The sequence below is a fragment of the Microbacterium esteraromaticum genome (genome assembly GCF_016907315.1).
GTDB lineage: Bacteria > Actinomycetota > Actinomycetes > Actinomycetales > Microbacteriaceae > Microbacterium > Microbacterium esteraromaticum.
In genome coordinates, this window is the sequence record NZ_JAFBBS010000001.1 from 2,060,405 (window position 1) to 2,085,797 (window position 25,393).

23 protein-coding genes are annotated in these 25,393 nt (G+C 68.8%); 18 read left to right on the forward strand and 5 right to left on the reverse strand.

The features are described from left to right. The 9 genes from JOE67_RS09900 (at position 1) to JOE67_RS09940 (ending at position 10,143) form a co-directional block, all read left to right on the forward strand. Positions 1–960 carry an amino acid ABC transporter permease gene (locus JOE67_RS09900; protein WP_204975417.1) on the forward strand — a complete coding sequence of 320 codons (960 nt, stop codon included), beginning with the start codon at positions 1–3 and terminating at the stop codon, positions 958–960. Continuing rightward, positions 957–1,721, forward strand: coding sequence for an amino acid ABC transporter ATP-binding protein (locus JOE67_RS09905; protein WP_239528072.1), 765 nt, complete (start codon positions 957–959; stop codon positions 1,719–1,721). Before JOE67_RS09900 ends, JOE67_RS09905 begins: the two co-directional genes overlap by 4 nt. A gap of 158 nt (positions 1,722–1,879) precedes the next feature. Then, a complete protein-coding gene (locus JOE67_RS09910) occupies positions 1,880–3,193 on the forward strand; it encodes an ABC transporter substrate-binding protein (protein ID WP_204975418.1) in 1,314 nt (437 codons plus the stop codon). Positions 3,194–3,195: 2 nt separating this feature from the next. Beyond that, positions 3,196–4,158, forward strand: a complete 963-nt coding sequence (locus JOE67_RS09915; protein ID WP_204975419.1) for a carbohydrate ABC transporter permease — start codon at positions 3,196–3,198, stop codon at positions 4,156–4,158. 8 nt (positions 4,159–4,166) lie between these two features. Continuing rightward, positions 4,167–5,096: a carbohydrate ABC transporter permease gene (locus JOE67_RS09920; protein ID WP_204975420.1), complete on the forward strand. Its 930-nt coding sequence runs from the start codon at positions 4,167–4,169 to the stop codon at positions 5,094–5,096. Next, a complete protein-coding gene (locus tag JOE67_RS09925) occupies positions 5,096–6,781 on the forward strand; it encodes an amylo-alpha-1,6-glucosidase (protein ID WP_204975421.1) in 1,686 nt (561 codons plus the stop codon). Before JOE67_RS09920 ends, JOE67_RS09925 begins: the two co-directional genes overlap by 1 nt. Before the next feature lie 208 nt (positions 6,782–6,989). Continuing rightward, positions 6,990–8,309 carry an ABC transporter substrate-binding protein gene (locus JOE67_RS09930; RefSeq protein WP_239528074.1) on the forward strand — a complete coding sequence of 440 codons (1,320 nt, stop codon included), beginning with the start codon at positions 6,990–6,992 and terminating at the stop codon, positions 8,307–8,309. A 95-nt stretch (positions 8,310–8,404) separates the two neighbouring features. Next, positions 8,405–9,253 carry a carbohydrate ABC transporter permease gene (locus tag JOE67_RS09935; protein WP_239528076.1) on the forward strand — a complete coding sequence of 283 codons (849 nt, stop codon included), beginning with the start codon at positions 8,405–8,407 and terminating at the stop codon, positions 9,251–9,253. Further along, positions 9,250–10,143, forward strand: a complete 894-nt coding sequence (locus JOE67_RS09940) for an ABC transporter permease subunit (RefSeq protein ID WP_204975423.1) — start codon at positions 9,250–9,252, stop codon at positions 10,141–10,143. Before JOE67_RS09935 ends, JOE67_RS09940 begins: the two co-directional genes overlap by 4 nt. 124 nt (positions 10,144–10,267) lie before the next feature. Here JOE67_RS09940 and JOE67_RS09945 read toward each other — a convergent pair whose 3' ends face one another. Further along, the gene (locus JOE67_RS09945; protein ID WP_204975424.1) at positions 10,268–10,924 is read right to left on the reverse strand and encodes a GntR family transcriptional regulator; all 657 of its coding nucleotides are present in this window, start codon (positions 10,922–10,924) and stop codon (positions 10,268–10,270) included. Between the two features lie 119 nt (positions 10,925–11,043). Here JOE67_RS09945 and JOE67_RS09950 point away from each other — a divergent pair, with 119 nt between their 5' ends. The 6 genes from JOE67_RS09950 (at position 11,044) to JOE67_RS09975 (ending at position 18,751) form a co-directional block, all read left to right on the forward strand. Next, entirely contained in the window at positions 11,044–13,146 is a 2,103-nt protein-coding gene (locus tag JOE67_RS09950) for a beta-galactosidase (RefSeq protein ID WP_204975425.1), read from the forward strand. Next, positions 13,143–14,522, forward strand: coding sequence for an aminomethyl-transferring glycine dehydrogenase subunit GcvPA (gene gcvPA / locus JOE67_RS09955; protein ID WP_204975426.1), 1,380 nt, complete (start codon positions 13,143–13,145; stop codon positions 14,520–14,522). The genes JOE67_RS09950 and gcvPA overlap by 4 nt, the downstream gene beginning before the upstream one ends. Further along, positions 14,522–16,093 (forward strand): aminomethyl-transferring glycine dehydrogenase subunit GcvPB, encoded by a 1,572-nt coding sequence (gcvPB, locus tag JOE67_RS09960; protein WP_204975427.1) that lies wholly within the window; start codon positions 14,522–14,524, stop codon positions 16,091–16,093. The genes gcvPA and gcvPB overlap by 1 nt, the downstream gene beginning before the upstream one ends. 4 nt (positions 16,094–16,097) lie before the next feature. After that, positions 16,098–17,429 (forward strand): NAD(+)/NADH kinase, encoded by a 1,332-nt coding sequence (locus tag JOE67_RS09965; protein WP_204975428.1) that lies wholly within the window; start codon positions 16,098–16,100, stop codon positions 17,427–17,429. Positions 17,430–17,467: 38 nt separating this feature from the next. Continuing rightward, complete coding sequence (locus JOE67_RS09970) at positions 17,468–18,226, forward strand: SDR family NAD(P)-dependent oxidoreductase (RefSeq protein ID WP_204975429.1); 759 nt, start codon at positions 17,468–17,470, stop codon at positions 18,224–18,226. A 96-nt stretch (positions 18,227–18,322) separates the two neighbouring features. Continuing rightward, positions 18,323–18,751, forward strand: coding sequence for a DUF1761 domain-containing protein (locus JOE67_RS09975; RefSeq protein ID WP_204975430.1), 429 nt, complete (start codon positions 18,323–18,325; stop codon positions 18,749–18,751). Positions 18,752–18,839: 88 nt separating this feature from the next. Here JOE67_RS09975 and JOE67_RS09980 read toward each other — a convergent pair whose 3' ends face one another. The 3 genes from JOE67_RS09980 to purS form a co-directional block, all read right to left on the reverse strand. Continuing rightward, complete coding sequence (locus JOE67_RS09980) at positions 18,840–21,122, reverse strand: immune inhibitor A domain-containing protein (RefSeq protein WP_338041566.1); 2,283 nt, start codon at positions 21,120–21,122, stop codon at positions 18,840–18,842. 92 nt (positions 21,123–21,214) lie between these two features. Further along, on the reverse strand, positions 21,215–21,922 hold the full coding sequence (purQ, locus tag JOE67_RS09985) for a phosphoribosylformylglycinamidine synthase subunit PurQ (protein WP_204975431.1): 708 nt from the start codon (positions 21,920–21,922) through the stop codon (positions 21,215–21,217). Then, positions 21,919–22,167, reverse strand: a complete 249-nt coding sequence (gene purS / locus JOE67_RS09990) for a phosphoribosylformylglycinamidine synthase subunit PurS (protein WP_204975432.1) — start codon at positions 22,165–22,167, stop codon at positions 21,919–21,921. Before purS ends, purQ begins: the two co-directional genes overlap by 4 nt. A 132-nt stretch (positions 22,168–22,299) precedes the next feature. Here purS and JOE67_RS09995 point away from each other — a divergent pair, with 132 nt between their 5' ends. The 3 genes from JOE67_RS09995 to JOE67_RS10005 all read left to right on the forward strand — a co-directional run bounded on the left by JOE67_RS09995 (position 22,300) and on the right by JOE67_RS10005 (position 24,697). Further along, positions 22,300–22,779: a transporter substrate-binding domain-containing protein gene (locus JOE67_RS09995; RefSeq protein ID WP_204975433.1), complete on the forward strand. Its 480-nt coding sequence runs from the start codon at positions 22,300–22,302 to the stop codon at positions 22,777–22,779. Then, positions 22,776–23,771 (forward strand): cation diffusion facilitator family transporter, encoded by a 996-nt coding sequence (locus JOE67_RS10000; RefSeq protein ID WP_204975434.1) that lies wholly within the window; start codon positions 22,776–22,778, stop codon positions 23,769–23,771. Before JOE67_RS09995 ends, JOE67_RS10000 begins: the two co-directional genes overlap by 4 nt. A gap of 257 nt (positions 23,772–24,028) precedes the next feature. Then, complete coding sequence (locus tag JOE67_RS10005; protein WP_204975435.1) at positions 24,029–24,697, forward strand: MerR family transcriptional regulator; 669 nt, start codon at positions 24,029–24,031, stop codon at positions 24,695–24,697. 174 nt (positions 24,698–24,871) lie between these two features. Here JOE67_RS10005 and JOE67_RS10010 read toward each other — a convergent pair whose 3' ends face one another. Continuing rightward, the gene (locus JOE67_RS10010) at positions 24,872–25,390 is read right to left on the reverse strand and encodes an adenine phosphoribosyltransferase (RefSeq protein WP_204975436.1); all 519 of its coding nucleotides are present in this window, start codon (positions 25,388–25,390) and stop codon (positions 24,872–24,874) included. Positions 25,391–25,393 lie beyond the last annotated feature (3 nt).

Here is a 25,393-nt window from a genome sequence, read left to right on the forward strand (position 1 = left end):
ATGACGTCGTCGACTGACGTGACGACCCGTGCGGATGCCTGGCCGCACGCGGGCAACATCGTTCGCCTGAGGCACCCGGGCCGGCTGATCGTCGCGCTGATCTGCATCGCCGCCGTCGCCGGCTTCGGCTATGCGCTCGCCGTGAACCCGCATCTGTCGTGGGCGGACGTGGGCTACTACGTCTTTTTCCCGAAGATCCTCTCGGGCGTCGGCGTGACGATCGCGCTGTCGATCATCTCGACCGTGATCGGTCTCGCGATCGGCGTGCTGCTCGCCGTGATGAAGCTCTCGTCGAATCCCGTCGCGCAGCTGCTCAGCACGCTGTACATCTGGTTCTTCCGCGGTACACCCGTGCTCGTGCAGCTGATCTTCTGGTTCAACCTCGCCTTCCTGTTCCCCACGCTGGTGATCGCGATCCCCGGCACCAGCGTCGGATACGAGTGGGACACGAACACGGTGATGACAGGGTTCAACGCCGCGGTGCTCGGTCTGGCACTGAATCTCGGCGCGTACGCGGCCGAGATCGTGCGAGCGGGCATCCAGGCGGTCGACCTCGGGCAGTCCGAGGCGGCGAGCTCGCTGGGCATGACCTCATCTCAGCGGCTACGCATCGTCGTGCTGCCTCAGGCGCTGCGCATCATCATTCCGCCGTTCGGCAACGAGTTCATCGGCATGCTGAAGACCACCTCCCTGGTGTACGTGGTGGCGGGCAACGACCTGATGACCAACGCGAGCCAGATCTACAAGGAGAACAGCAAGATCATGGAGCTGCTCATCGTGGTGAGCCTCTGGTACATGCTGCTCACCGCGATCGCGACCTATCTCCAGAGCAAGCTCGAGAAGAAGTTCGGCAACAGCACCGTCGTGCCCTTGTCGCGGCGGCGCCCGTCGCCGGCGGCGGGCGAGGGCGGACTGTTCAAGACCGGCGTGATCCGGGTGCCGACGGAGGACCTGAAATGACCGAGAAGATCATCGTCGCCGAAGGGGTGCGCAAGTCGTTCGGGCACGCCGAGGTGCTGCGGGGCATCGACTTCACGGTCGAGCGGGGAGAGGTCGCGTGCATCATCGGCCCGTCCGGCTCGGGCAAGTCGACCTTCCTGCGATGCCTGAATGCCCTGGAGCGCATCGACGACGGCGTCATCCGGGTGAACGGCGAAGCAGTCGGGTACACCCCCCGCGAGGGTCGGTTCCACGAGTGGCGCCCGCAGGACTTCGCGCGCTTCCGCCGCGACATCGGCATGGTGTTCCAGCGCTTCAACCTGTTCAACAACATGAACGCCCTCGAGAACGTCATTTGCGCTCAGGTGAAGGTGAAGGGGATGACCAGGGCGGATGCCGTCGAGAACGCTCATTATCAGCTCGAGCGCGTGGGCATGCGCGACCATGCGCACAAGTATCCGAGTCAGCTGTCGGGTGGTCAGCAGCAGCGTGTGGCGATCGCGCGCTCGCTCGCCATGCAGCCCGCCGTGATGCTGTTCGACGAGCCGACGTCCGGACTCGACCCCGAGCTGGTCGACGAGGTGCTCGAGGTGATGAAGTCTCTGGCTGAGGCGGGGATGACGATGGTCCTCGTCACCCACGAGATCGGGTTCGCGCGCGAGGTGGCCGATTCGCTCACGTTCGTCGACGGGGGAGTGGTGGTCGAGTCGGGCGACCCGGCGCAGGTGCTCTCGCGCCCGTCGAGCGATCGCACCCAGCGCTTCCTGTCGCGCGTGCTCTGATCGTGCGCCTCGAGTGCCTGCCCGGAGCAGGCGCTCGAGGCGCTGGCGGTCTCGGTATGGTCACGGAGATTGACAGATGGTGTGTTCTGTATACAAAATACTTAGGTTCGACTCGTGGCCGGTGCTCCGGCTCTTCCAATGATGAAAGAGGTGGCGGAATGTCCCGCTCCAAGTATCGGAAGTATCTCGCCGGCGTGGCCGTCGGCGCGCTCACCCTCGGCTTGGCCGCCTGCAGCGGAGGCGGCGGAAACGGCGGCGGCGTCGCCGCAGACGGCACGGCGACCGTCGTGTGGTCGACCTGGGGCACCGCAGACGAGCTCACCCGCTACAAGGAGTTCAACGAGGACTTCATGGACCGTCACCCCGACATCAAGGTGAAGTTCCAGCCGGTCGCCGGCTACGGCGACTACCACTCGAAGCTGCTCGCCCAGCTGACCAGCAACACCGCCCCCGACGTCTTCTACGTCGGCGACGACATGATCGGCCAGTTCGTCGACTCGAACCGCCTGATGCCCCTCAAGGAGCTGATGGATTCGAAGGAGAGCAAGACGAAGCACGACGACTTCTACCCCGGTCTCTTCGGCGCCGCCGAGAAGGACGACGAGGTCTACGCCGCGCCCAACGACTCCAACCCCGACGTGCTCTGGTACGACAAGGAGGCGCTGAAGGCCGCCGGCATCACGGAGGACCCGGCTGCACTCGCCGAGAGCGGCGAGTGGACGACCGACAAGTACCTCGAGATGAACGAGAAGCTGCACGACGCGAAGCTGACCGGCTCGATGTTCTGGAACTACTGGGCGACCCACTGGAGCTGGCTGTCGTCGCAGGGCGTCGACGCGCCGTACGACGACAGCGGCGCGTTCGTCGGCAACGAGGACGAGGCCACGGTCGACGCGATGCAGCAGCTCGGCGACCTCTTCCAGGACGGCACCTTCGTCGTGGCAGACACCCTGCCCGACGGTGCGGGGGCCGACAGCGTCTTCGTCACCCACAAGGCCGGGTTCTTCGTGCAGGGCCGCTACACGATCGGCACCGTGAAGTCCGCCGGCGTCGAAGACGCGTACGACATCGTGCGCTGGCCCACGCCCGACGGCGAACCCGCACCCACCGGTGTGGCCACCAGCTTCCTGGCGATCAACGGCAAGACCAAGGTCAAGGACGCCGCCTTCACCTTCTGGACCGAGTTCCTGAGCGCCGAGGGACAGATCTTCCGCCTCAAGGGCGGCGGAAACGCCGTGCCGTCGATCAAGGGCGCCGATGAGGTCGTGCTCGAAGACGACTACCCCGCCCACGCCCAGACCTTCCTCGACATGCGCGACATCGGCTTCGAGGACTATGCCGCAGAGGCCCGAGTGCCCGGCCTGCCCGTGGCGATCGCGGAGGAGTTCCAGAGGCTCTATGAGGGCAAGACCGACGCGCAGCAGAGCCTCGACACCGTCGCGAAGCTGGTCGAGGAACGGTCGAAGAAGTAACCATGGCTCAGCTCACCGAGGCAGAGCGGATGCCGCAGGTCACCCCTGCGGCATCCGCCCAGCCCATGCGCAAGGAGGCGGCGTGGCGCCGCCGCGACCGACTCTGGGGGTACGTCTTCGTCGGCCCCCAGCTGATCGGCATGGGACTGTTCGTCGTCCTGCCGTTCGTGGCGAGCCTCGTGCTCGCCTTCGCGGACTGGGACGGCCTCGGTGAGCTGACATGGGTCGGCCTCGACAACTTCGTCGATCAGCTGCAGGACCCGCTTCTCGGCCGCTCGATCCTCAACACCCTGCTCATCGCGATCATCACCGTCCCCATCGGCCTCGCCCTTGCAGTGATCGTCGCGGTGGCGCTCGAGAAGCTGAAGACCCGCGCGCTGTACCTGGTGCTCTTCTTCTCGCCCGTGGTCACCGCGACCGTCGCGATCGCCATGATCTGGCAGCAGATGTTCCGGGTCGACGGCGTGCTCTCGACCACCATCGCCCGCGTGTTCGGCATCGACCCGCCGAACTGGCTGCAGGACCCGCGCCTGGCGCTGCTGGCGGTGTGCATCGTGACGATCTGGTCGTCGCTCGGCCTCAACGTCGTGATCTTCCTCGCCGGTCTGCAGAACATCTCGCCGTCCGTTATCGAGGCCGCCCGCATCGACGGCGCAGGTGCCGTGCGGCTGCTGCTCAGCATCCGCCTGCCCCTGCTCTCGCCCATCGTGTTCTTCTCGTCGGTGATCGCCTTCATCTCGTCTCTGCAGACCTTCGACATCGTCTACGTGCTCGTCTCGGGCGGCGGACCCGACAACGCGACCAGGACGATCGTCTACCACATCTACGATCTCGGCTTCGGGCGCTTCGAGTTCGGCCTGTCGAGCGCAGCGAGCATCATCCTGCTGCTGCTCACGCTCATCATCACGGCTGTGCAGTTCGGCGCCCAGAAGAAGTTCGTGCACTACGAGGACGACCCGGAATGAGCGGCACCATGACATCTCCGCTGACCGAGGGCCGCCAGGGCCCGCCCACCGGCTCGACGATCGCGATCGTCGCACCCGGTTCGACGCGCGGCCGCCCCGGCGGCGCGGCGAGGCGCCGCCGCGGACCCGTGCTGCTGCACATCGTCCTGATCATCGCCGGCATCTCGATGGTCTTCCCGTTCATCTGGATGGTGCTGACCTCGTTCAAGACGCTGCCGCAGCTGCTGCAGAACCCGCTCGAGTTCCTGCCGAACCCGTGGACGGTCGACAACTACAGCGAGGCCTGGAACGCTGTGCCCTTCGGGCAGGCGTACCTGAACAGCGCGTACATCACCGTGCTGGTCGTCGTCGGCACCCTCATCACCGCGTCGATGGCGGGGTACGCGTTCGCGCGCATCCGCTTCAAGGGCAGCAAGGTGCTCTTCATCGTCTTCCTCGCGACGCAGATGATCCCCGCGCAGGTCACGCTGATCCCCTTCTACCTGCTGATGTCGAACCTCGGCTGGGTCGACTCGCACCTCGCGCTGATCGTCCCAGGCATGATCGCCAACCCGTTCGCCGTGTTCCTCATGCGCCAGTTCGTGCTCTCGCTGCCGAAGGAGCTCGAGGAGGCGGCCCTCGTCGACGGTGCAGGGCGACTGCGCACCTTCTTCAGCATCGTGCTGCCGAACCTGCGTCCTGGCCTCGCTGCGCTCGCGATCATCACCGCGCTCGGCGTGTGGAACGCCTTCCTGTTCCCGCTCGTGCTGCTGAACTCCCCCGACCTGTTCACGGTGCCGCTGCTGCTCACCTCGTTCCAGGGCCAGCATGGCTCGATCAACTACGGTCTCGTGATGGCGGCCTCGGCGATCGCCACCGTGCCGATGCTCATCGTGTTCGTGATCGGTCAGCGCAAGATCCTCAACAGCATGGCCGCGTCGGGGCTGGGCGGTCGATGATGGCTGATGCCCTCACGCCGGATGCCGTGCTGCCGGATGCCATGACGCTCGCCGCGCTCGCCGGCCGACACCTCGACCTGGTCACCGCACCGTTCACGCTGCCGCGCTCGCGCGTGCTCGTGTTCCGCGCCGAAGACGGCGAGGGCGTGCGCGTGCACACCTCGGAGTACGAGAAGCGGCTGAGCGCCTGCCGGGTGCTGGATGCCGTACGTGTGACGGATGCCGAGGGCCGTGCGCTCCCCGTGTCCGACGTGCAGCCGCACCGCATCGCCTTCGGCGACGGCGCTGTCGAGACCGTCACCCTCACCTTCGACGGTGCGGGCGCACTGAGCATCGGCGGCGTAGACGATGCGCACGTGACCCTCGCCCACCCGAACGGCCGCCTGGAGGAGCATGCGCTCTCGGACGCCGGCATCCGGATCCGCGTCGGGGCCGATCGCTCGGTCGCCGTCGAGCGGGGCGACCACCCTGCCGCGCTCGCCGCGTGCGAGCGGCAGTGGCTCGAGTGGTTCGCGAAGTGCCCCCTCGTGCGCGACGACCTGCAGCAGATGGCCGCGTTCTGCTGGTGGGTGCTCGGTGCGAACATCGTCGAGCTGCCGTCGCTCGGCGATGCCCGCGCGGTCGTGCCGTCGAAGATCGGCTACGTGGGGCTGTGGCAGTGGGACGCCTACTTCATCGCCGTGGGCCTTCGGCACGGAGATCCCGAGCTCGCCCGCGAGCAGCTCGAGATCGCCTTCCGCTTCCCGAGCGACGACGGGCAGCTTCCCGATGTCGTGCATGAGGAGGGCATCCTGGCGACCAGCGATGACCTTCCCGACAGCGACCGGGCGAACCTGCGCCGTGCCGGCTCGCAGATCGCCGACCCGTCGAGGCCCGTGCCGCTCACCAAGCCGCCTCTGGCCGCCTGGGCGCTGGGCAAGGTGCTCGAGGTCGAGGATGCGCCCGAGTGGGCGCGCGAGCAGCTGGGGCGGGTGATCCGGTCGCAGGACTGGTGGTTCGCCGGCTCCGATCTCGACGGCGACGGGATGCCCGAGTACGGCCACCCCTATTCATCGGGTCTCGACGACAGTCCCATCTTCGACGGGCCGATCCCGACCGCGGCGCCCGACCTCGGCGCGTATCTCGTGTGTCAGGACCGTGAGATCGCGGCTCTGCTCCGCCGGTATGAGCCGGATGCCGAGACGGCCCGCTTCCTCTCCCGCGCCGAGCGCACGCAGTCGCTGCTCGACGAGATGTGGGATGCCGATGCCGGTCGCTTCCTCGCCCGCGGGGCGGGTGAGGAGATCCGCTCGGACACCGTCGTGGGGCTCATGCCGCTGCTCACGGGCACGCTGCCCGAGGGCATCCGGGACTCGCTGCGCACAGCCGTCGACGACCCGGCCCGCTTCGCGCTCGAGTGGGGCCTGCCGACCGTCGCCGCCTCCGATCCCGACTTCTCGCCTGAGCGCATGTGGCGCGGGCCGGTCTGGGTCAACACGAGTGCCCTGGTCGCCGATGGGCTCGAGGCCTCTGGTTTCCCGCAGCGCGCTCGCGAGCTGCGCGAGCAGACCGTGCGCCTCGTGGTGCACGGCGGGGGCCCGCACGAGTACTACAACCCGCGCACGGGGCTGAAGGCCGAGCGCGCCACGACGGCCTTCGGCTGGTCGGCGGCGCTGTTCATCGACCTCGCCGTCGCGCTCAGCTGACCCCTTTCGCGCGCGCTCCGCGCCCGCGGATGCGCGTCGAGCCCGCACCCCGGATGCCGGGCGGATCCCTCCGATCCGCCCGGCATCTGCCGTTCCCGGGCCCTTCTCCTCCCGCAGCGGGCCGGTCTCTACCAGCGACACCGCTCGCTGGTGTTATCGTCACCACGCGTGTACTGTATGCAATATCCAATTACGTGACGAGGAGGTCATGATGAAGCGACGCGGGATGCTGGCAGCCGCACTCACTGCGACGGCGGCGGTCGCCCTGACGGGATGCGCGTTCGGAGGCGGAGCCCCCACATCCGGCGGTGCGGACCTCGAGAAGGACGCCGCAGCCTCCGGAGAGATCACCATCTGGTCGTGGGATGTCGCCGCGACCGCGCTCGAGCGGCTCGGCGCGGAGTACGAGAAGCAGCACGACGGGGTCACGATCACCGTGGTCGACATCGGCTACGACAACGCGTACGACAAGATCTCGGTCGGACTGCAGGCCGGAACCGGCCTCCCCGACATCATCACGCTGGAGACCGACAAGAACCAGAGCTACCTGAGCCAGTTCCCGAAGGCGTTCACCGACCTGTCTCCGGTGTTCGGCGATGCGAAGGACGACTTCGACCCGTTCAAGTGGGACACCGGCACCGACGAAGACGGCAAGCTGCGCATGGTGCCGTGGGACTCCGGCACCGTCGGCCTCTTCTACCGCACCGACTACTTCGAGGCGGCCGGCGTCGACCCGGCATCGGTCACCACGTGGGACGACCTGGTCGCGGCGGGCGAGAAGATCAAGGCCGAGACCGGCAAGACGCTGCTCACCGCCGACCTCTCGGCAGGCGGCCCGTTCTCGATGATGCTGCAGCAGCAGGGTCAGGGCCTCTTCGACGAGAACGGCGACATCGCCGTCAACAGCCCCGAAGCGGTGCAGACGCTGACTCTGCTGCAGAGCATGCAGCAGAAGGGCCTGATCAAGAACGCCAAGGGATGGGACGCGAGCGTCACGAGCGCGAAGGACGGCGACTCGGCCGTCACCCCCGAGGCGGTCTGGTGGATCGGCACGCTCGAGGGTGAGGCGCCCGAGCTCTCGGGCACGTACGCCGTGCGCGAGCTGCCCGTCTTCGCCGCGGGCGATGCCGCGACGTCGAACAACGGCGGATCCGGGCTCGCCATCCCCACGCAGGCGAAGAACCCGCAGCTGGCGGCGGACTTCATGGAGTTCGTGCTGGCGGATGCCGAGAACCAGGCCGGCATGATGAAGGCCGAGGGCCTGTTCCCCTCGTACCTGCCGGCCTTCGAGTCCGACTACTTCCAGCAGCCGAGCGAGTACTTCAGCGGCCAGCAGGTCTTCCAGACTTTCGGCGTGCTGACGAAGCAGATCCCGACGATCACCTTCACCTCCGACCAGTCGGTGGCGGCCGACGCCGTCTCGAACGCGGTCGCAGCGGCCGTGCTCAACGGCGAGGACCCGAAGAAGGCGCTCGACGACGCGGCGGCGCAGATCGCGAACTCGACAGGTCGGAAGATCGCGGACTGATGGCCGTCGTCAGTCCCACCCGGGGTGACGCCGTCACGCGGCGCGCCCCGGGGCCCGCCCGAGGGGCAGGATCAGGGCGCCGGTTCGGTGCCCGCATGCAGCGACCGGGCATGTGGTTCGTCCTGCCCGCCGCCGCTCTGCTCGTCATCTTCTTCGCCTATCCGCTCGCGGTCTCGCTCATGCAGAGCTTCTTCCGCACCGAGGGGGGCGTCTCGACCTTCGTCGGTCTCGACCAGTACGCCCGGATGCTGCGCGACCCGCTCGTCGCGAAGAGCCTCGGCAACGCGCTGCTGATCCTCGTCGTGCAGGTGCCGCTGATGATCGCGCTCGCCGTCGGACTGGCCTACCTGCTGAACCAGTCGTGGCTGAGGTTCCGCTCGGGCTTCCGGCTCATCACCTTCCTGCCCGCCATCACGACTCTCGTCGCGTACTCGGTGGTGTTCCGCGTGATCATGACGACCGACGGCGGCCTGCTGAACCAGGCGCTCGGGCTGTTCGGCGCTGGTCCGATTGACTGGCTGAACAACGACTTCTGGGCGCGCGTCGCCGTGATCGCCTCGATCACGTGGCGCTGGACCGGCTACAACATGGTGATCATCCTCGCCGGTCTGCAGGCCATCCCGCCCGAGCTGTACGAGGCGGCTCGCATCGACGGCGCTGGGCGCTGGCAGACGTTCTGGCACGTCGTCGTGCCGCAGCTGCGCCCGGTGCTGATCTTCACCAGCGTCACCTCGACCATCGGGGCGCTGCAGCTGTTCGACGAGAACTTCATCCTGACGGGCGGCGGACCCAACAACGCCACGCTCACGCCGGTGCTGTACCTGTACAAGATCGGCTTCCAGCAGTTCGACTTCGGCTACGCGAGCGCCATCGCCTGGATGCTCGTCCTGCTCACCGCGATCATCGCGCTCGTCCAGTTCCGCATCATGAGGGAGAAGCCGTGACCACTCAGCTGATCACGACCGGAAGAGCGCGCCGCACGGGCGTTCCCGAGCGCCGCGGCGAACCGCTCGCGCGCCGGATCGTGCTGCGCGCGCCTGTCTACGCGCTGCTCGTCTTCGCCGGCATCCTGGCCCTCGTGCCGTTCCTGTGGATGGTCATCGCCTCGACGCACAAGACCTCGGATCTGTTCGTCACCCCGCTGCCGCTGCTGCCAGGCGGGGAGTTCTGGCAGAACCTCGGCCGTCTGCAGGAGAGCATCGGGTTCGGGCAGGTGATGCTCAACAGCGTGCTCGTCGCGGTGATCTACACCGTGTTCAGCGCGATCGTCAGCGTGATGTGCGGCTACGGCCTCGCGACCTACCGCTTCCGCGGGCGGGGGGTGCTGCTCGGGGTCATCCTCGTGACCATGATGATCCCCATGCAGGTGCTGCTCGTTCCGCTGTTCCAGATGATGGCGAGCGTCGGCTGGATCGACAGCTATCAGGCGCTCATCGTGCCGTTCCTGGCGAACGCCTTCGGCATCTTCCTCATGCGCCAGGGCTTCCTCGACTTCCCGGTCACGCTCATCGAGGCGGCGCGCATCGACGGGGCCTCCGAGCTGCGCACGTTCTACCGGATCGTGCTTCCGGTGGCGCGGCCGCAGATCGCGGCGCTGATCATCTACACCTTCATCAGCCAGTGGAACTCGTTCATCTGGCCGCTGCTCATGCTGAACACCGAGTCGAACTACACGATCCCGGTGGCGCTGAACACGATGATCGGCCTCAGCCGGGTCGACTACTCCGGGCTCATGCTCGGCTCGCTGCTGGCCACCCTGCCGCTGTTCATCCTGTTCCTGGTCTTCCAGAAGCAGTTCGTCGCCGGCCTGCTCGGCGGCGCGGTGAAGGGCTGACGCCGGCAGACGGATGCCGGTCGGCGGACACGCCGGATGCCGGACGGATCCCCGCGATCGGTCCGGCATCCTGCATGTCGGCGCCGCGTCTCGTCACGGGCGGCCGTGCCGCCGAAACCGCGGCTCAGGCGGTGAAGTACGCCGAGGACGCGTTGTCGAGGATGCGGCGCATGCCCTGCATCCAGTTGACCTTCAGCGCCTCCACGGCGGCGGGCACATCGCCCTCGGCGAGGGCGCGGGCGATCGCCGCGTGCTCTGCCGCGACGCGCTCGACCTTGACGTCCTCGGCGACGAGAAGCGACTCGTAACGGTGGAACGAGCCGCGCACGCTCTCGATCACGTCGAGCAGGCGCTTGTTGGGGCACACCGAGAGCATGACCGCGTGCCACTCATCGTCACGGCTGATCACGAGGCTGTGCTCGACGAGCTCGTCCTTGAAGGCATCCGCCAGGGCGACCAGGCGCTCGCCGACCTTCTTCAGCTCATCGATCGGCGACAGCTCGAGGGCCAGGCTCTCGAGAGCGGCCATGACGGGGGCGAGGTCCTCGAACTCCCCGGCGCTGAGCGGAACGAACCGGAATCCCTTGCCGTTCTCGCTGGTGATCTGGCCTTCTGACTCGAGGGCGATCAGCGCCTCACGCAGGGGAGTGCGGCTCACGCCGAGCTCCGCGGCGAGCTGAACCTCGTTGATGCTCTCGCCGGGCTTCGCCAGCCCCGTGCGCATGCGCGCGAGCAGCTCGTCGCGCACCTGAGACCTGAGGTTCTTCCGTTCGATCGCCATGTCGTTCCCTCCCGAGCGTCAGCCTACGGCTTGACCGGTCCCCGGATTCGCCCTAGTGTTGTGTATACAGAATACATTGGACAATGCATCTCGTCCACACATCTCAGTGAGGAGCCCCCGTGACCCAGCACCGCGACGACGAGCGCATCCGGGAGGTCCGGATCGACGCCCTCGCCTACGGCGGCGACTACAACCCCGACCAGTGGTCGGAGGAGACCTGGCACGAGGACATCCGCCTCATGAAAGAGGCCGGCGTCACGATGGTGAGTCTGCCGATCTTCAGCTGGCCGCAGCTCGAGCCCGAGCCCGGCGTCTACGACTGGGGCTGGCTCGACCGCATCATCGACCTGCTGCACGAGGCCGGCATCCGCATCGACCTCGCCACCGCGACGGCCACCCCGCCCTCCTGGCTGCTGCGCGAGCACCCCGAGATGGGGCCGTGGGACTCCGAGGGGCACCGGCTCGAGTTCGGCTCACGCCAGACCTACTGCCCGTCGTCGCCGATCTGGCGCGAGAACGTCGCCCGCATGACCCGCGCGATGGCCGAGCGCTACGGCGAGCACCCCGGCCTCGCGATGTGGCACATCTCGAACGAGTACGGCGACCACGTCTCGCGCTGCTGGTGCCCCGAATCCGCCCGGCACTTCCGCCGCTGGCTGCAGCACCGCTACGGCGACCTCGACGGACTGAACGAGGCCTGGGGCGTCAACGTGTGGGGCCAGCGCTACACGTCGTGGGACCACATCGAGACGCCGAAGAAGGCTCCAGGACCCATCAACCCCACGAAGCTGCTCGACTTCGAGCGCTTCTCGTCGGATGCCATGCTCGAGCTCTTCCAGATCGAGATCGACGTGCTGCGCGAGGTCACGCCCGACATCGCGGTCACCACGAACTTCATGAGCATGTTCCGCGACCTCGACTACTGGGACTTCGCCGCAGTCGAAGACATCGTCACCGATGACGCGTACCCCGAGCCGGCCGACCCGACCTCGCACGTCGGCGCCGCGCTGAACTACGGGCTCATGCGCTCGCTCAAGGGCGGGCGTCCGTGGCTGCTGCTCGAGTCGTCGGCGAGCGCGACCAGCTGGCGCGACATCAACGTGCCCAAGGCGCCGGGAAAGATCCGCGTCGAGAGCCTGCAGGCCGTCGCGCACGGCTCGGACGCGGTCATGTTCTTCCAGTGGCGCCAGGCCAAGTACGGGCAGGAGAAGTTCCACTCGTCGATGCTCGGCCACCGTGGCGAGCGCTCGCGCAGCTACCAGGAGACGAAGGCGCTCGGACTCGAGCTCCGCAAGCTCGAGCCGGTGCGCGGCACACGGGTGCGCTCGCGCGTCGCCCTGGTCGTCGACTGGGATTCCTGGTGGGGGTCGAGCGCGGTCGAGTCGCTTCCCTCGCAGCGTCTGCAGTGGGCCCAGCAGGCCCGTGCCTGGCACCGCGCGCTGCACACGCTCGGCCACCCGGTCGACACCGTGCGCGCCACCGGGCCGTTCGATAAGTACGACGTCGTCGTGGTGCCCAACCTCTACATCGCCGAGCACCCGCAGGCCGAGGCGGTGCGGACCTTCGTCGAGCGCGGCGGTCACCTGATCGTCGGCCCGTTCTCGGGAGTGGTGGATGCCACCGAGAAGGTGCACGACGGCGGCGCCCCCGGCCCGCTGCGCGACCTCCTCGGCATCGAGGTCGACGAGCAGTGGCCGATCGCCGACGGACTCGTCGAGCGGATCGCGTACGGCTCGGCCGACGCGGGGCACGGCACGATCGACGTGCCCAGCTGGGCGGAGTGGATCGAGGCGGATGCCGATGTCGACGTCCGCGGTCGCTACGCCTCCGGGGTGCTCGAGGGGCTGCCCGCCGTCACCCGACGCCGCAGCGGCGCGGGCTCGGCGAGCTACGTGAGCGCCATGCTCACGCCCGATGGCATGATCACCGTGTTCGCCGATCTGCTGCGCGCCGCCGGGCTTCCCGTCCGCGACCAGATCGACGTGAACGCCGAGGCGGTCACCCGCTCCGACGACCAGACCGACTACACGTTCCTGCTCAACCACGGCGCACAGCCCGTGGCGCTCCGGCTTCCGGCATCCGGCATCGACCTCCTCACCGGGGCCGAGGCCGCCGACGTCGTCGAGCTCGACGGCTACGGCGCCGCGGTCGTCGCCTCTCCTCGCGCGGCCGAGATCCCCTTCATCACCCTGACCACACCCACTGCGAAGGAGCAGGCATGACGCAGCCGTTCGTGCATCCGTACATCCCCAATACCGCGCCCGAGTCGCGCGCGGCGATGCTCGCCGCCGTCGGCGCCACCTCGGTCGACGAGTTCTACGCAGACGTGCCGGAGTCACTGCGCCTCGGCCGTCCGCTCGACCTGCCGGCGCCGTTCGTCGCCGAGCAGGACCTCGCCCGCCACGTGCGCGGCCTGCTCGCGAAGAACCGCTCAACGCAGGAGCGGCTGAGCTTCCTCGGCGCGGGCACCTACAACCACTACGTGCCCGCCGTCGTCGACGAGGTCATCGGACGCAGCGAGTTCCTCACCGCATACGCCGGCGAGCCCTACGAAGACCACGGGCGCTTCCAGGCGCTGTTCCAGTACCAGTCGCTGATGGCCGAGCTGCTCGAGATGGACGTCGTGAACGTGCCCACCTACGACGGCTACCAGGCCACCGCCACCGGGCTCACGATGTCGGGCCGGATCACCGGCCGCAGCCGCGTGCTCGTCGCGAGCGACGTGCTGCCGGCCAAGCTCGCCAAGGTGCACGACTACGTGCGCGCCCACGTGGCCCTCGAGCACATCCCGACGGCCGACGGCACCGCCGACGTCGCCGCGATCACCGCGGCGCTCGGCGACGACGTCGCCGCCGTGTGGATCGAGACCCCCAGCGCGACGGGAGCCGTCGAGGCGGCCCTGCAGCAGATCGCGGATGCCGCGCACGCGGCCGGTGCGATCGTCGTGGTCGGCACCGACCCGATCGGCTACGGCGTGCTCACCCCGCCGGCGCTGCACGGGGCCGACATCGTCACCGGCGACATCCAGTCGCTCGGCCTGCACCAGTGGTTCGGCGGCGCCCACGGCGGCTTCATCGCCGTGCACGACGACACCCGCTTCGTCATGGAGATGCCCTCGCGCCTGTTCGGGCTCGAGTCCACCGACGTGCCAGGCGAGTACGGCTTCGGCGACGTCGCCTACGACCGCACCTCGTTCGCACACCGCGAAGAGGGCAAGGAGTGGGTCGGAACGGCCGCAGCCCTCTGGGGCATCGCCGCCGGCGTCTACCTCGCGCTCATGGGCCCCGACGGCATGGCCGAGCTCGGCGAGACGCTGCTCGCCCGCACCCGCTACGCCCAGCAGGCCCTCGCCGCGATCCCTGGCGTCACCCTCGACGACCACGCCGTGCACCTGCGTGAGTTCACCGTCACGCTGCCGATCCCGGCATCCGACGTCATCCGCGGCCTGCGCGAGAAGGGCATCGAGCCCGGTGTCGCTCTCGGCGAGCACCGCCTGCTCGTGTGCGTCACCGAGATGACCACGCAGTCCGACATCGACACCCTGGCCTCGGCGCTCGCCGCGGTCACCGCCCCCGCCTTCGCAGAGGAGCAGAACTGATGGCCCTCCCCGTCGCACCCAAGCCCGCCCTGCGCCGCTTCCAGCAGGCCCGCTGGGACGAGCCGATCATCTTCGAGCTCTCCACCTCCGGCGAGCGCGGCGTGCTCGTCTCGCGGGTCGAGTCAGGCATCCGGGATGCCGTCGGCGACGTCGTCGCCGACCTGCCGGCCTCGTTGCGCCGCCCCTCGAAGGCGAAGCTGCCCGAGATGGGCCAGATGCGCGTGCTCAAGCACTACCTGCGCCTGTCGCAGGAGAACCTGGGCGCCGACTTCAACGTCGACATCGGCCAGGGCACGTGCACCATGAAGTACGCGCCGAAGATCAACGACCAGCTCGCGGGCGCCCCGCAGGTCACCGCCATGCACCCGCATCAGGATCCCGCCGACGCGCAGGGCGTGCTCGAGATCCTGTGGCAGCTCGAGCGCATGCTCGCCGAGATCTCGGGCATGGATGAAGTGTCTCTGCACACGCAGGGCGGCTCGGCCGCGATCTGGTCGAACATCGCCATGATCCGCAAATACCACGAGGCCAACGGCGAGGGCGAGCAGCGCCGTGAGGTCATCACGACGATCTTCAGCCACCCGTCGAACGCCGCCGCCGCGAAGGCCGCCGGCTACGAGGTCATCACCGTGTATCCCGATGCCGAGGGCTACCCCTCGCTCGACGCGCTGAAGGCCGCGCTGTCGCCCCGCACCGCGGCGATCATGGTCACCAACCCCGAGGACACCGGCATCTACAACCCGGCGATCAAGGAGTGGGTCGACGCGGCGCACGCGGTCGGCGCCCTCGCCTCGTATGACCAGGCCAACGCCAACGGCATCCTGGGCATCACCCGCGCCCGCGACGCCGGCTTCGACGTGTGCCACTTCAACCTGCACAAGACCTTCGGCACCCCGCACGGCTGCGGCGGCCCCGGCTCGGGCGCCAACGCGGTGAGCTCGGCGCTCGCGCCGTTCCTGCCGGGTCCGCGCGTCGTGCGCGAAGACGACGGCACCTTCGCCGTCGCCGAGGCCGGTGCCCAGTCGATCGGCGCGGTCGGCCCGTTCTTCGGAGTGATCCCCGCGCTCGTCAAGGCCTACTCGTGGATCATGGCGCTGGGCGCGGATGGGCTGCTCGCCGCGGCCGAGACCGCGGTGCTCAACAACAACTACCTGATGGCGAAGGTGCTCGAGATCCCCGGAGCATCGGCGCCGTACGCGACCGGCCGCCGCCGCATCGAGCAGGTGCGCTACTCGTGGGAGGGGCTGTACCAGGAGACCGGCATCTCGTCAGAGGAGATCGGCATCCGCATGTCGGACTTCGGCATGCACTACTGGACCAGCCACCACCCGTACGTCGTTCCGCAGCCGTTCACGCTCGAGCCCACCGAGTCGTACTCCATGGCCGAGCTCGACGAGTACGCCGCGACCCTGGCCGAGGTGGCGCGCGAGGCCCGCGAGACCCCGGAGGTCGTGCGCACCGCTCCGCACAACCAGACCGTGCACCACACCCATCACGACGACCTCGACGACCCCGAGCGCTGGGCCGTCACGTGGCGCGCCTACCGGCGCAAGCACTTCGCCGAGGCGTGATCGCGTGATCGGACTGGTCGTCAACCCTGTCGCCGGTGTCGGCGGGCCCGCGGGCCTTGCCGGCTCCGACGGCGCGGAGGTGCAGCGTCTCGCGGTCTCGCGCGGCGCGCACTCCCGCGCGCAGGAGCGGGCGACCGTCGCACTGCAGACGCTGGCCGCCAGGCATCCGTCTCTCGTCATCGCCACCGCAGCGGGAGCGATGGGCGCAGACGCCGTGCACGCCGCGGACCTGGAGGCCCGGGTCGTGTACGTCCCCCGTGGCGGGGCGACCCCATCTGAGTCACCGAGCACAGGAGAATCCGCGAGCACAGGAGAATCCGCCGCGGATCGTCCTGCGTCGGCGAGATCTCCTGTTCTCGTGCGGTTCGCGACCTCGGCATCCGACACCTCGGCATCCGACACCTCAGCCGCCGTCGCCGCGCTCGCCGAGGCCGGCGCGACGCTGATCCTCGTCGCGGGAGGCGACGGCACGCTGCGCGATGCGGCGGCGGGGCTCGCCGGGTTGGCGTACATAACTCAGGAGAATCCTGGCCGGTCGGTCGCAGGGGACGCCCCGCAGACCGGTTCCCCCGCGGGTCTCCTGAGTTGTGAACAGCAGCCGGCCGTGCTCGGCATCCCGTCCGGCGTGAAGATGTACTCGCCGGTGTTCGCGGTCAGCCCTCGGGCAGCCGGCTCGCTCGCAGCCGACTGGGTCGACGGCGGCCTGCCTGTCTCCGAGCGCGAGGTGCTCGACATCGACGAGGCGGCGATGCGCCGCGCGCGCGTCGAGCCGCAGCTGTTCGGAATGCTGCGTGTGCCGTTCCGCATGGGCCGCACGCAGGCGCGCAAGGCCGCGACCCCTGCCTCCGAGGCCGCAGCCGTCGCCGCAGCCGCTCGTGGCGCGGTCGCGCGCATGCAGCCGGGCGTCCGGTACCTGCTCGGACCTGGCGGCACCACCGCCGAGATCGCCAGGCAGCTCGGCATCGAGAAATCGCCGCTGGGCGTCGACGTCATCCGCGACGGCCGTCGGCTGCTGTCCGCCGCGAGTGAGGAGCAGCTGCTCGCCGAGATCGCCAAGGGCCCCGCCCAGGCGGTCATCACGGTGATCGGCGGCCAGGGGTTCCTGCTCGGCCGGGGCAACCAGCAGCTGTCGGCAGCCGTCATCCGTGCGCTCGGCGACGATCCGCTCCTGGTCGTGGCGCCAGAGCAGAAGGTCATCGACCTGCACGGCCGCCCGCTCATCGTCGAGACCGGCGACCCCGCCGTCGACGCGCGACTGGCCGGCCACATCCGCATCATCACCGGGGCGTCGACCACCAGCCTGTACGCTGTCGCCGCCCCCGAGCTCGTTCCCTGACCCCTCGACACCGACCCGCAACGAAGTAAGGAATCCCCATGCGTCTCGAGAACAAGAAGGCCATCGTCACCGGCGGCGCCGGAGGCATCGGCCGTGCCACCTCGCTCGCCTTCGCCGCCGAGGGGGCGTCGGTCGCCGTCGTCGACCTCAACGCCGACGCCGCCGAAGCCGTCGCCGAAGAGATCCGTGCCGCGGGCGGCACCGCAGTGGCGATCGCCGCTGACGTCTCGAGTGAAGACGACATCGTCCGCGTGGTCGAGACGGCGAACGAGGCGCTCGGCGGCATCGACGTGGTGTTCAACAACGCCGGCATCATCCGCCGCACCACCGCGGTCGAGACGACGGTCGAGGAGTGGGACCGCGTGTTCGGCGTGAACGTGCGCGCGATCTTCCTGATGTGCAAGCACGTCGTGCCGATCATGAAGGCGAACGGTGGCGGCTCCATCGTCAACACCGGCTCCGGCTGGGGTCTCAAGGGCGGCGGCCAGGCGATCTCGTACTGCGCGTCGAAGGGTGCCGTCGTGAACATGACGCGTGCACTCGCTATCGATCACGGCCCCGACGGCATCCGGGTCAACTCCGTCAATCCGGGCGATGTCGACACCGGGATGCTGCGCGACGAGGCACGCCAGCTGGGACAGGACCAGACCGGGTTCCTGGCCGAGGCGGCCGAGCGCCCGCTCAACCGCATGGGCCAGCCGAGCGAGATCGCGGCGGCCGTCGTGTGGCTCGCCAGCGACGAGGCGTCGTACGTCACCGGATCGGCGCTCGTCGTCGACGGCGGCGGCATCGCCTGACGCGCCCCGCCGGAGGCGTCCCTGCACGGATGACGGATGCCAGGGCGCGCGCTGCCCGCCGGGAGTATCCTGACCGCAACCGAGCGAGGAGACGTCATGGTTCCCGAGATCAACTACTGGGCTGTGCTGGTCGCTACGGCGTCGAGCATGGTGGTCGGCGCGATCTGGTACGCGAGGGGAGTGATGGGCGAGCGATGGGCGCGCCTCGCTGGCGTCGATCTCGAGCATCCCGCCCGCGGGCCGCTGTGGCCGATGGTCACCACGGTGCTGGTCAGCTTCGTGACCGCCTGGGTGCTCGCGGGAGCCGCGACCATCGCCTGGCACTTCTACGAGGGCTCGTACTTCTGGGCATCCGTGGTCACGTCGGTCACGCTGTGGGCCGGTTTCACGGCTGCCCGCTTCATCACGCACGATGCCTTCGAGGGGCGCTCGACCCGGCTGACCACGCTGAACATCGGGCACGAGCTCGTCACGGTCGTCGTGATGGCCCTCATCATCGGCGCGTGGCCGCCGGCCGGTCTCTGACCGCCCGCCGGGTCTCTGGCCCGGCATCCGGATGCAGTTCGGGCCCGACCCCGGGAAGGGGACGGGCCCGAACCGCGTCAGCGCACCGTCACTTGTTGGTGACAGCCACCGTCATGGTTCCTCCGGTGACCTGCGAGAGCACCTCGATGCTCACGCCGTGACCGGCGACGATCACGCCCGCGAGGGGGTTCGACTCGTCGTAGTAGGCGTGGGTGTCGGCGTCGCTGAACGTCGACTTCTGCATGCCAGGCGCCGAGCTCGCGGCCAGCGTCTCGACAGTGGCCTTCTTGCCCTTGCCGACCATGACCTCCTTGTGAAGGCTGACCTGGTCGAGCGGGTTCAGGCCGAACGCGGCGTCGAAGGGCTGGCGCCGGTTGCTCGGCATCGTCCCGTCGGGGTACGTGATCGGCACCGGGTTGGCGTCGACCGGCAGTGCGAGACCATGACCGAGGTGGTCGATCGTGTTGTTGTCGCTGTACGACTCATCGACCGCCCACACCACGAGGCCGTCCTGGAACGGGAAGTGCTCGACCCAGTCCGGCGCGGTGATGCCCTTGCTGAACTGGTAGGGGCCCACCTCGAGGGTGCTGTCGTAGCCGACGTAGGTGCGGTTCTCGGCCAGGTAGTAGCGGTCGCCGGATGAGGTCATCGTGCCGTCGCTCCAGACGAAGCCGCCCTCGGCGGGGTCGGCTGTCCAGCCCTCCTGATCGGTGTACAGCGTCGTGCCGCCGCTCTTGACGACGATGTCGCGGATGAACGCGCCGGCCAGGTGCACGCCGCCGTCGGTCTGGTAGCGGAAGCGGAACTGGGTGTCTGCGCCGCCGCCTGGCACCGAGTAGCGCACGCCCTTCCAGCGGTCGCTCGAGCTGTCGCTGATCGGGGATCCTGCCGTGGTCCACGTCTTGCCGCCGTCGGTCGAGTACTCCGCGTGCAGGTAGTCGTAGCCCGCCTCGATGTCGTACCAGGCGCTCGCGGTGACGGTCGCCGACTTCACTGCGCTCAGGTCGAGCGTGCGGGTCAGCGACACGTTGAGATCGTCGGCGCTCGACGTCCACCATGCGTGTCCGCCGGCGAGGTCGACGACCGTGCTCGTGCGCTCGTCATCGGGGATGTCGACCACGAGAGCCTGCTCCTGGCCGTCGGTCTGCAGCGCGGCCGGGCTGAGCGTGAACTCGCCGTTCTCACCGGGGTTCACGATGCTGTAGTCGAGCCAGCCGAGCTGCAGCTTCTCCCACGGGCCCATGAAGTTCGGCGTGGTGCCGATGTCCTCCTTGCCGTCGCCGAGCCACGAGCCGCTCGACATGAGCGTCCAGAACGAGGTCGAGTTCTCGCCGCCGGCGGTGTCGTAGAAGTCGGGAAGACCGAGGTCATGCGCGTACTCGTGCGCGAACACTCCGAGCCCGCCGTTCTCGGCCTCTACGGTGTAATCGCCGATCCAGATGCCGCTGTCGCCGATCTGGGTGCCTCCGAACTCGGCGCCGTCGGGTCCCGTCGCGCCGAAGTCGGTCTGGTTCACGTACCAGCGGTGCGACCAGATGGCGTCTTCGCCCTGCAGTCCGCCGCCGGCGTCTTCGCCCTCACCGGCGTGCACCGCCTGGAAGTGATCGATGTAGCCGTCGGGCTCGTCGAAGTCACCGTCGTTGTCGTGGTCGTAGCGGTCCCACACGTCGAAGGTCTTGAGCTCTGCCAGCACATCGGCCGCGGAACGGCCCGCGTCGATCTGCGCCTGGTACCAGGCGTTCGCCGAGTCGGCGATGAACTTCCAGGCTCCGCCGTAGTCCTCGACCGTGTTGTCGCCGTAGGTCGAGGCGTTGCCAGGCACCTTCACCCAGTCGCTCACCTCTCCGTCGACCGTGTAGTTGCCTGCAGACTGCTTCGAGTAGAAGTCCGCCATCGAGTCGGTCTCGCCGAAGAAGAGCGTCTCGTAGTAGTCGGTGTCGAAGTCGGCGCGCCAGTGCGTGCTGTTGTTCACGGTGCGGTCGGGCTCGGGGATCTGGTTGTGCAGCGGGCCCGGCGTGGTGCCGAGCTTGCCGCTGCCCTGATCGCCGAACTCGGCGAGGATCGTGAACAGACGGCCGGTGCCGGTGACCGCTGCTTCGTAGTACTTGTCGTTCTCTGCGTTCAGCGAGACGACGCCGTCTTCGTTCGGCGAGGCCTGGCCCGAGAGGATCAGCCGCTGAGCCGCCTTGCGGCGCTCGTTCTGCCGATCGGTCAGTGGGCCGGGACGGTTGTCGGCCCGCTGCACGGCTGCGCCGTCAGCGGGATCGACGGGGCTGGGTGCTGCTGTTGCGGCGGGCATCATCATCACACCGGTGATGACGGTGGCTCCGGCCGCTGCTGCGGCGACGATGCCGCGCGTGCGTCGTTTCACGTTCACTCCTTCGTGCGCTGGTCCGGGGTCTCCGGACACGACTCGCAAAAAGTATCACGCGTGAAACGCCGTCAGGGCGGCGTCTGCGAACGCTACGCGGCGATGCGGGCGACGGCGGCGATCGCGCTCTCGAAGAAGCCCAGTCCGTCGACCCCCGAACGCATCGCGGCGCTCGTGTCGGGGCCGAATCCGGCCTCGGTCGCGTGCTCGGGGTGCGGCATCAGGCCGACCACGTTGCCGCTCTCGTTCGTGAGGCCCGCGATGTCGCGCAGCGAGCCGTTCGGGTTGACGCCCGCGTAGCGGAACGCGACGAGGCCTTCGCCCTCGAGCCGGTCGAGGGTCTCGTCGGCGGCGATGTAGCCGCCCTCGCCGTTCTTCAGGGGGATGACGATCTCCTGCGCCTTCGAGAACGTGTTCGTCCACGCCGTGTCGTTGTTCTCGACGGTCAGTCGCTGGTCGCGACGCACGAAGTGCTGGTGGTCGTTGCGGATCAGGCCGCCTGGCAGCAGGTGCGCCTCGACGAGCATCTGGAATCCGTTGCAGATGCCGAGCACGGGCATGCCCTTGGCGGCGGCGTCCTTGACCTCGGCCATGATCGGCGAGAGCGCCGCGATGGCGCCGGAGCGCAGGTAGTCGCCGTAGCTGAAGCCGCCGGGCAGCACCAGCGCGTCGACGCCCTCGAGATCGTGCGAGCCGTGCCAGAGGGCGACGGGCTCGGCGCCGGCGATGCGCACCGCGCGCTGCGCGTCACGGTCGTCGAGCGAACCGGGGAAGGTGATGACGCCGATGCGCACGCTCACTGCGCGACCTCGACTCCCACGACATCCTCGATGACGGAGTTCGACAGCACGTCCTCGGCGAGGCGGCGGGCCTCGGCCAGCACCTCGTCGGTGACCTCACCGTCGACGGTGAGCTCGAAGCGCTTCCCGATGCGGACCTGACTGAAGTTGTCGACACCCATGCGGGCGAAGGCGCCGGAGACGGCCTTCCCCTGCGGGTCGAGCAGTTCGGCCTTGGGCATGACGTCGACGACGATGGTGGGCATACCCCCGATTCTAGGCGATGGGAGGGCATCCGTCCGCCGCCGGGACGACCGACTCTGGCCGACCCCGACAGCCGTTGTCAAGGGGTGCCGTCGGGCGTGCGGGGGTGCGTGGCGCGTGGCTATGGTCGCCTCATGAAGACGTCTCGCCTCGCCCTGGCTTCGCTGGTCTGCGCCGCAGCCGTCGGGCTCTGCGGCTGCGGCATGCGGATTCCGGCCGACCCGCACGGCACCATCGAGCGCGTTGAGGGCGGCACCCTGCGGGTCGGCGCGACCGAGCTCTCGCCGTGGGTGGAGCTGGATGCCGATGGCGAGCCGTCCGGACTCGAGCCCGAGCTCGTGACGGAGTTCGCCGAGACCCTCGACGCCGAGGTGCAGTGGGCGACCGGCAGCGAGGCGCACCTGCTCGACGCCCTGGAGCGCGGGGAGATCGACATGGTGATCGGCGGGTTCCGCGACGACACCCCGTGGACCGAGGGCGGGGCCGTCACACGGCCCTACACCGAGCGGCGCACCGAGCACGGCGTCGAGAAGCACGTGATGATCGTGCGCATGGGCGAGAACGCCCTGCTCACCGAGCTCGAGACGTTCCTGCACGAGGAGGGCGCATCATGACGACGCGATTCGGGCACACCGAGCTTCCGGAGCAGCAGGAGAAGGCGCTGCGCGCGGCCGTCAGGATCGAGTGGGGCTCTCTGGCCTTTCTCGCCGTGGCGATCACGGGCATCTATCTGGTGATGGGCAGCTCGCAGGCGATGAAGGCAGCCTGGGTCGAGGATCTGCTCTCGCTTGCCCCGCCGATCGCATTCCTGGTGGCTGTGCGCATCGTCAACAGGGCGCCCAACGCCCGCTACCCCTACGGGTACCACCGTGCGGTCGGGGTCGCGCATCTGGTGGCGGGCGTCGCGCTGTTCGCGATGGGTGCCTTTCTCATCATTGACTCGGCCACAGGGCTGATCGGCGGCGAGCATCCGCCCATCGGCACGGTCGTGCTGTTCGGTCATCCCGTCTGGCTGGGGTGGCTGATGGTCGGCGCCCTCGCGCTGACGATCCCCCTGCCCATCTGGTTCGGCCGGGTCAAGATGCGGCTGGCCAAGCAGCTGCACGACAAGGTGCTCTACGCCGACGCCGACATGAACAAGGCCGACTGGATGACGGCGGCCGGGTCGATCGTCGGTGTTCTGGGCATCGGGATCGGATGGTGGTGGACGGATGCCGCTGCCGCGATCTTCATCGCCGGCAGCATCCTCTGGGATGGCGTGAAGAACCTGCGCGCAGCGATCACCGACCTCATCGACACAGCGGCGACCACCTTCGACGATGGGAAGAGGCATCCCCTCACCGGCCGGATCGACGAGCTGCTGCGAGGGCTTCCCTGGGTGGCGGAGGCGGGGTCGCGCGTGCGCGACCAGGGCCACGTGCTGCACGTCGAGTCGTTCGTCGTGCCCCGTGACGGCCGGATGCCGTCGCTCGAGCAGATCACGGATGCCAGGGACGCGTGCATCGACCTGGACTGGAAGGTGCAGGACATCGTGCTCGTGCCGATCGACCGTCTGCCGGAAGAGGTCGGGGGCGGACGCACCAGGCAGTCGGAGCGGAACATCTGAGGCACCTGCTCGAGCGGTGCGATCAGGGCCGAGTCCGGACAGCCCGGCCGAAGCGACGCACCCCCCGGCGGTGCTTCGACCGGGCCAGCCGATGAGTCCCCACTCGTCGGCGCCTGCGCGCAGAGCCCTCAGGCGCAGATGAGTCCGGCGCGTACCAGGCTAGAGTCGTCGCAGCAGATGCGCATCGTGGAGAGCGTCGTCGTCGATTGCTCTCCAATGCGCCGGGCGACCGCAGCGACCTCGGGGGAGAAGAGAGCATGAAGCTCAGCGCGCTCGCAGTGCAGAGCGGCGTCAGCACGACGACGCTGAAGCACTGGATCAGGGTGGGCATGATGCCCGCCGGATCGTTGAAGAACCGCACCACGGCGGTGTACGAGCAGCGGCACGTCGAGCGCGCGAGGCTCATCCTCGTGCTGCGCGACATGTACGGCGCATCGACCGCCGCGATCCTGTCGCTGACCGGGTTGATCGACACCCCCGGTGTCACCACGCTCGAGGTCATGAACGCGTGTCAGGAGTTCGCGCTGGGGGTTCCCCACGACATCGCTGCAGACCCTGCGGTCGCCGAGTTCCGCGAACGGACGCACGAGCTCATGCGCCGGCGAGACTGGCGCGGGTATCCGGGTGCGGCGGAGCGCGGGCTCACCCACGCCCTCGCGCAGGCGTCGGAGGTCGGTCTCGACTACGACGTCGAGACGCTCATGCAGTACGCCGACGCTCTCGAGCCGCTGGCCGGCGGCAACGTCGCAGCCCTCGGGCCCGACGGATCGCCCGACGAGGTGGCGAGGCGGATGCTGCTCGCGGTGAACGCCCGCGCTCGGCAGCTCGTCGCGATCAGCAGCCTCGCCCACGCTGCGGCATCCGTCCGTTCGGCGATCGAGCGAGGCGTCGCCCCTGCCGACATCGCCCGTCCGCCGGCCCGCTGACGGGCGGTTGTCCGGCGGCCGGTTGTCGGCGGGGCGGTTGTCGGCGGCTGGTTGTCGGCGGGGCGGTTGTCGGCGGGGCGGGCGTCGGATCCCTCGGACGATTCGAGCCCTGGCCGGCGTGGCGGCGTGCGCCACGCCGGTGCGGGACCGGATGCTCTGGCGTTTCCGACCTGGTCAGGCCGAGCGGAAGACGGTGTGCAGGTCGCCGATGACGTCGCGTCCGCCGAGGCCGTCGATCTCGAACAGCACGCTGATGCCGGCGACCGCGTACCCGAGGTTCTCGACGATCTCGCGTCCGGCGGCGAGGGTGCCGCCCGTGGCGAGCACGTCGTCGATCAGCAGGATGCGGGTTCCCGAGGGCAGGTCGTCGTGCATCTCGACCGTCGCCGAGCCGTACTCGAGCGCGTAGTCGACGGATGCCGCGGGGCGGGGCAGCTTGCCGGCCTTGCGGATCGGCACGAAGCCGACGCCGGCGGCGATCGCGGCTGCGCCGGCGAGGATGAATCCGCGCGCCTCGATGCCCGCGACCACGTCGAACGATCCGGCGAAGGGCTCGATGAGCGCCTCGGTGGTCACGCGCAGCGCCTCGGCATCGGCCAGAAGCGGGGTGATGTCGCGGAACAGGATGCCCGGCTGCGGGTAGTCGGGGATCGAGGCGATCAGGGACTCGGCGCGTGCCAGTTCGGAGTTCACCGA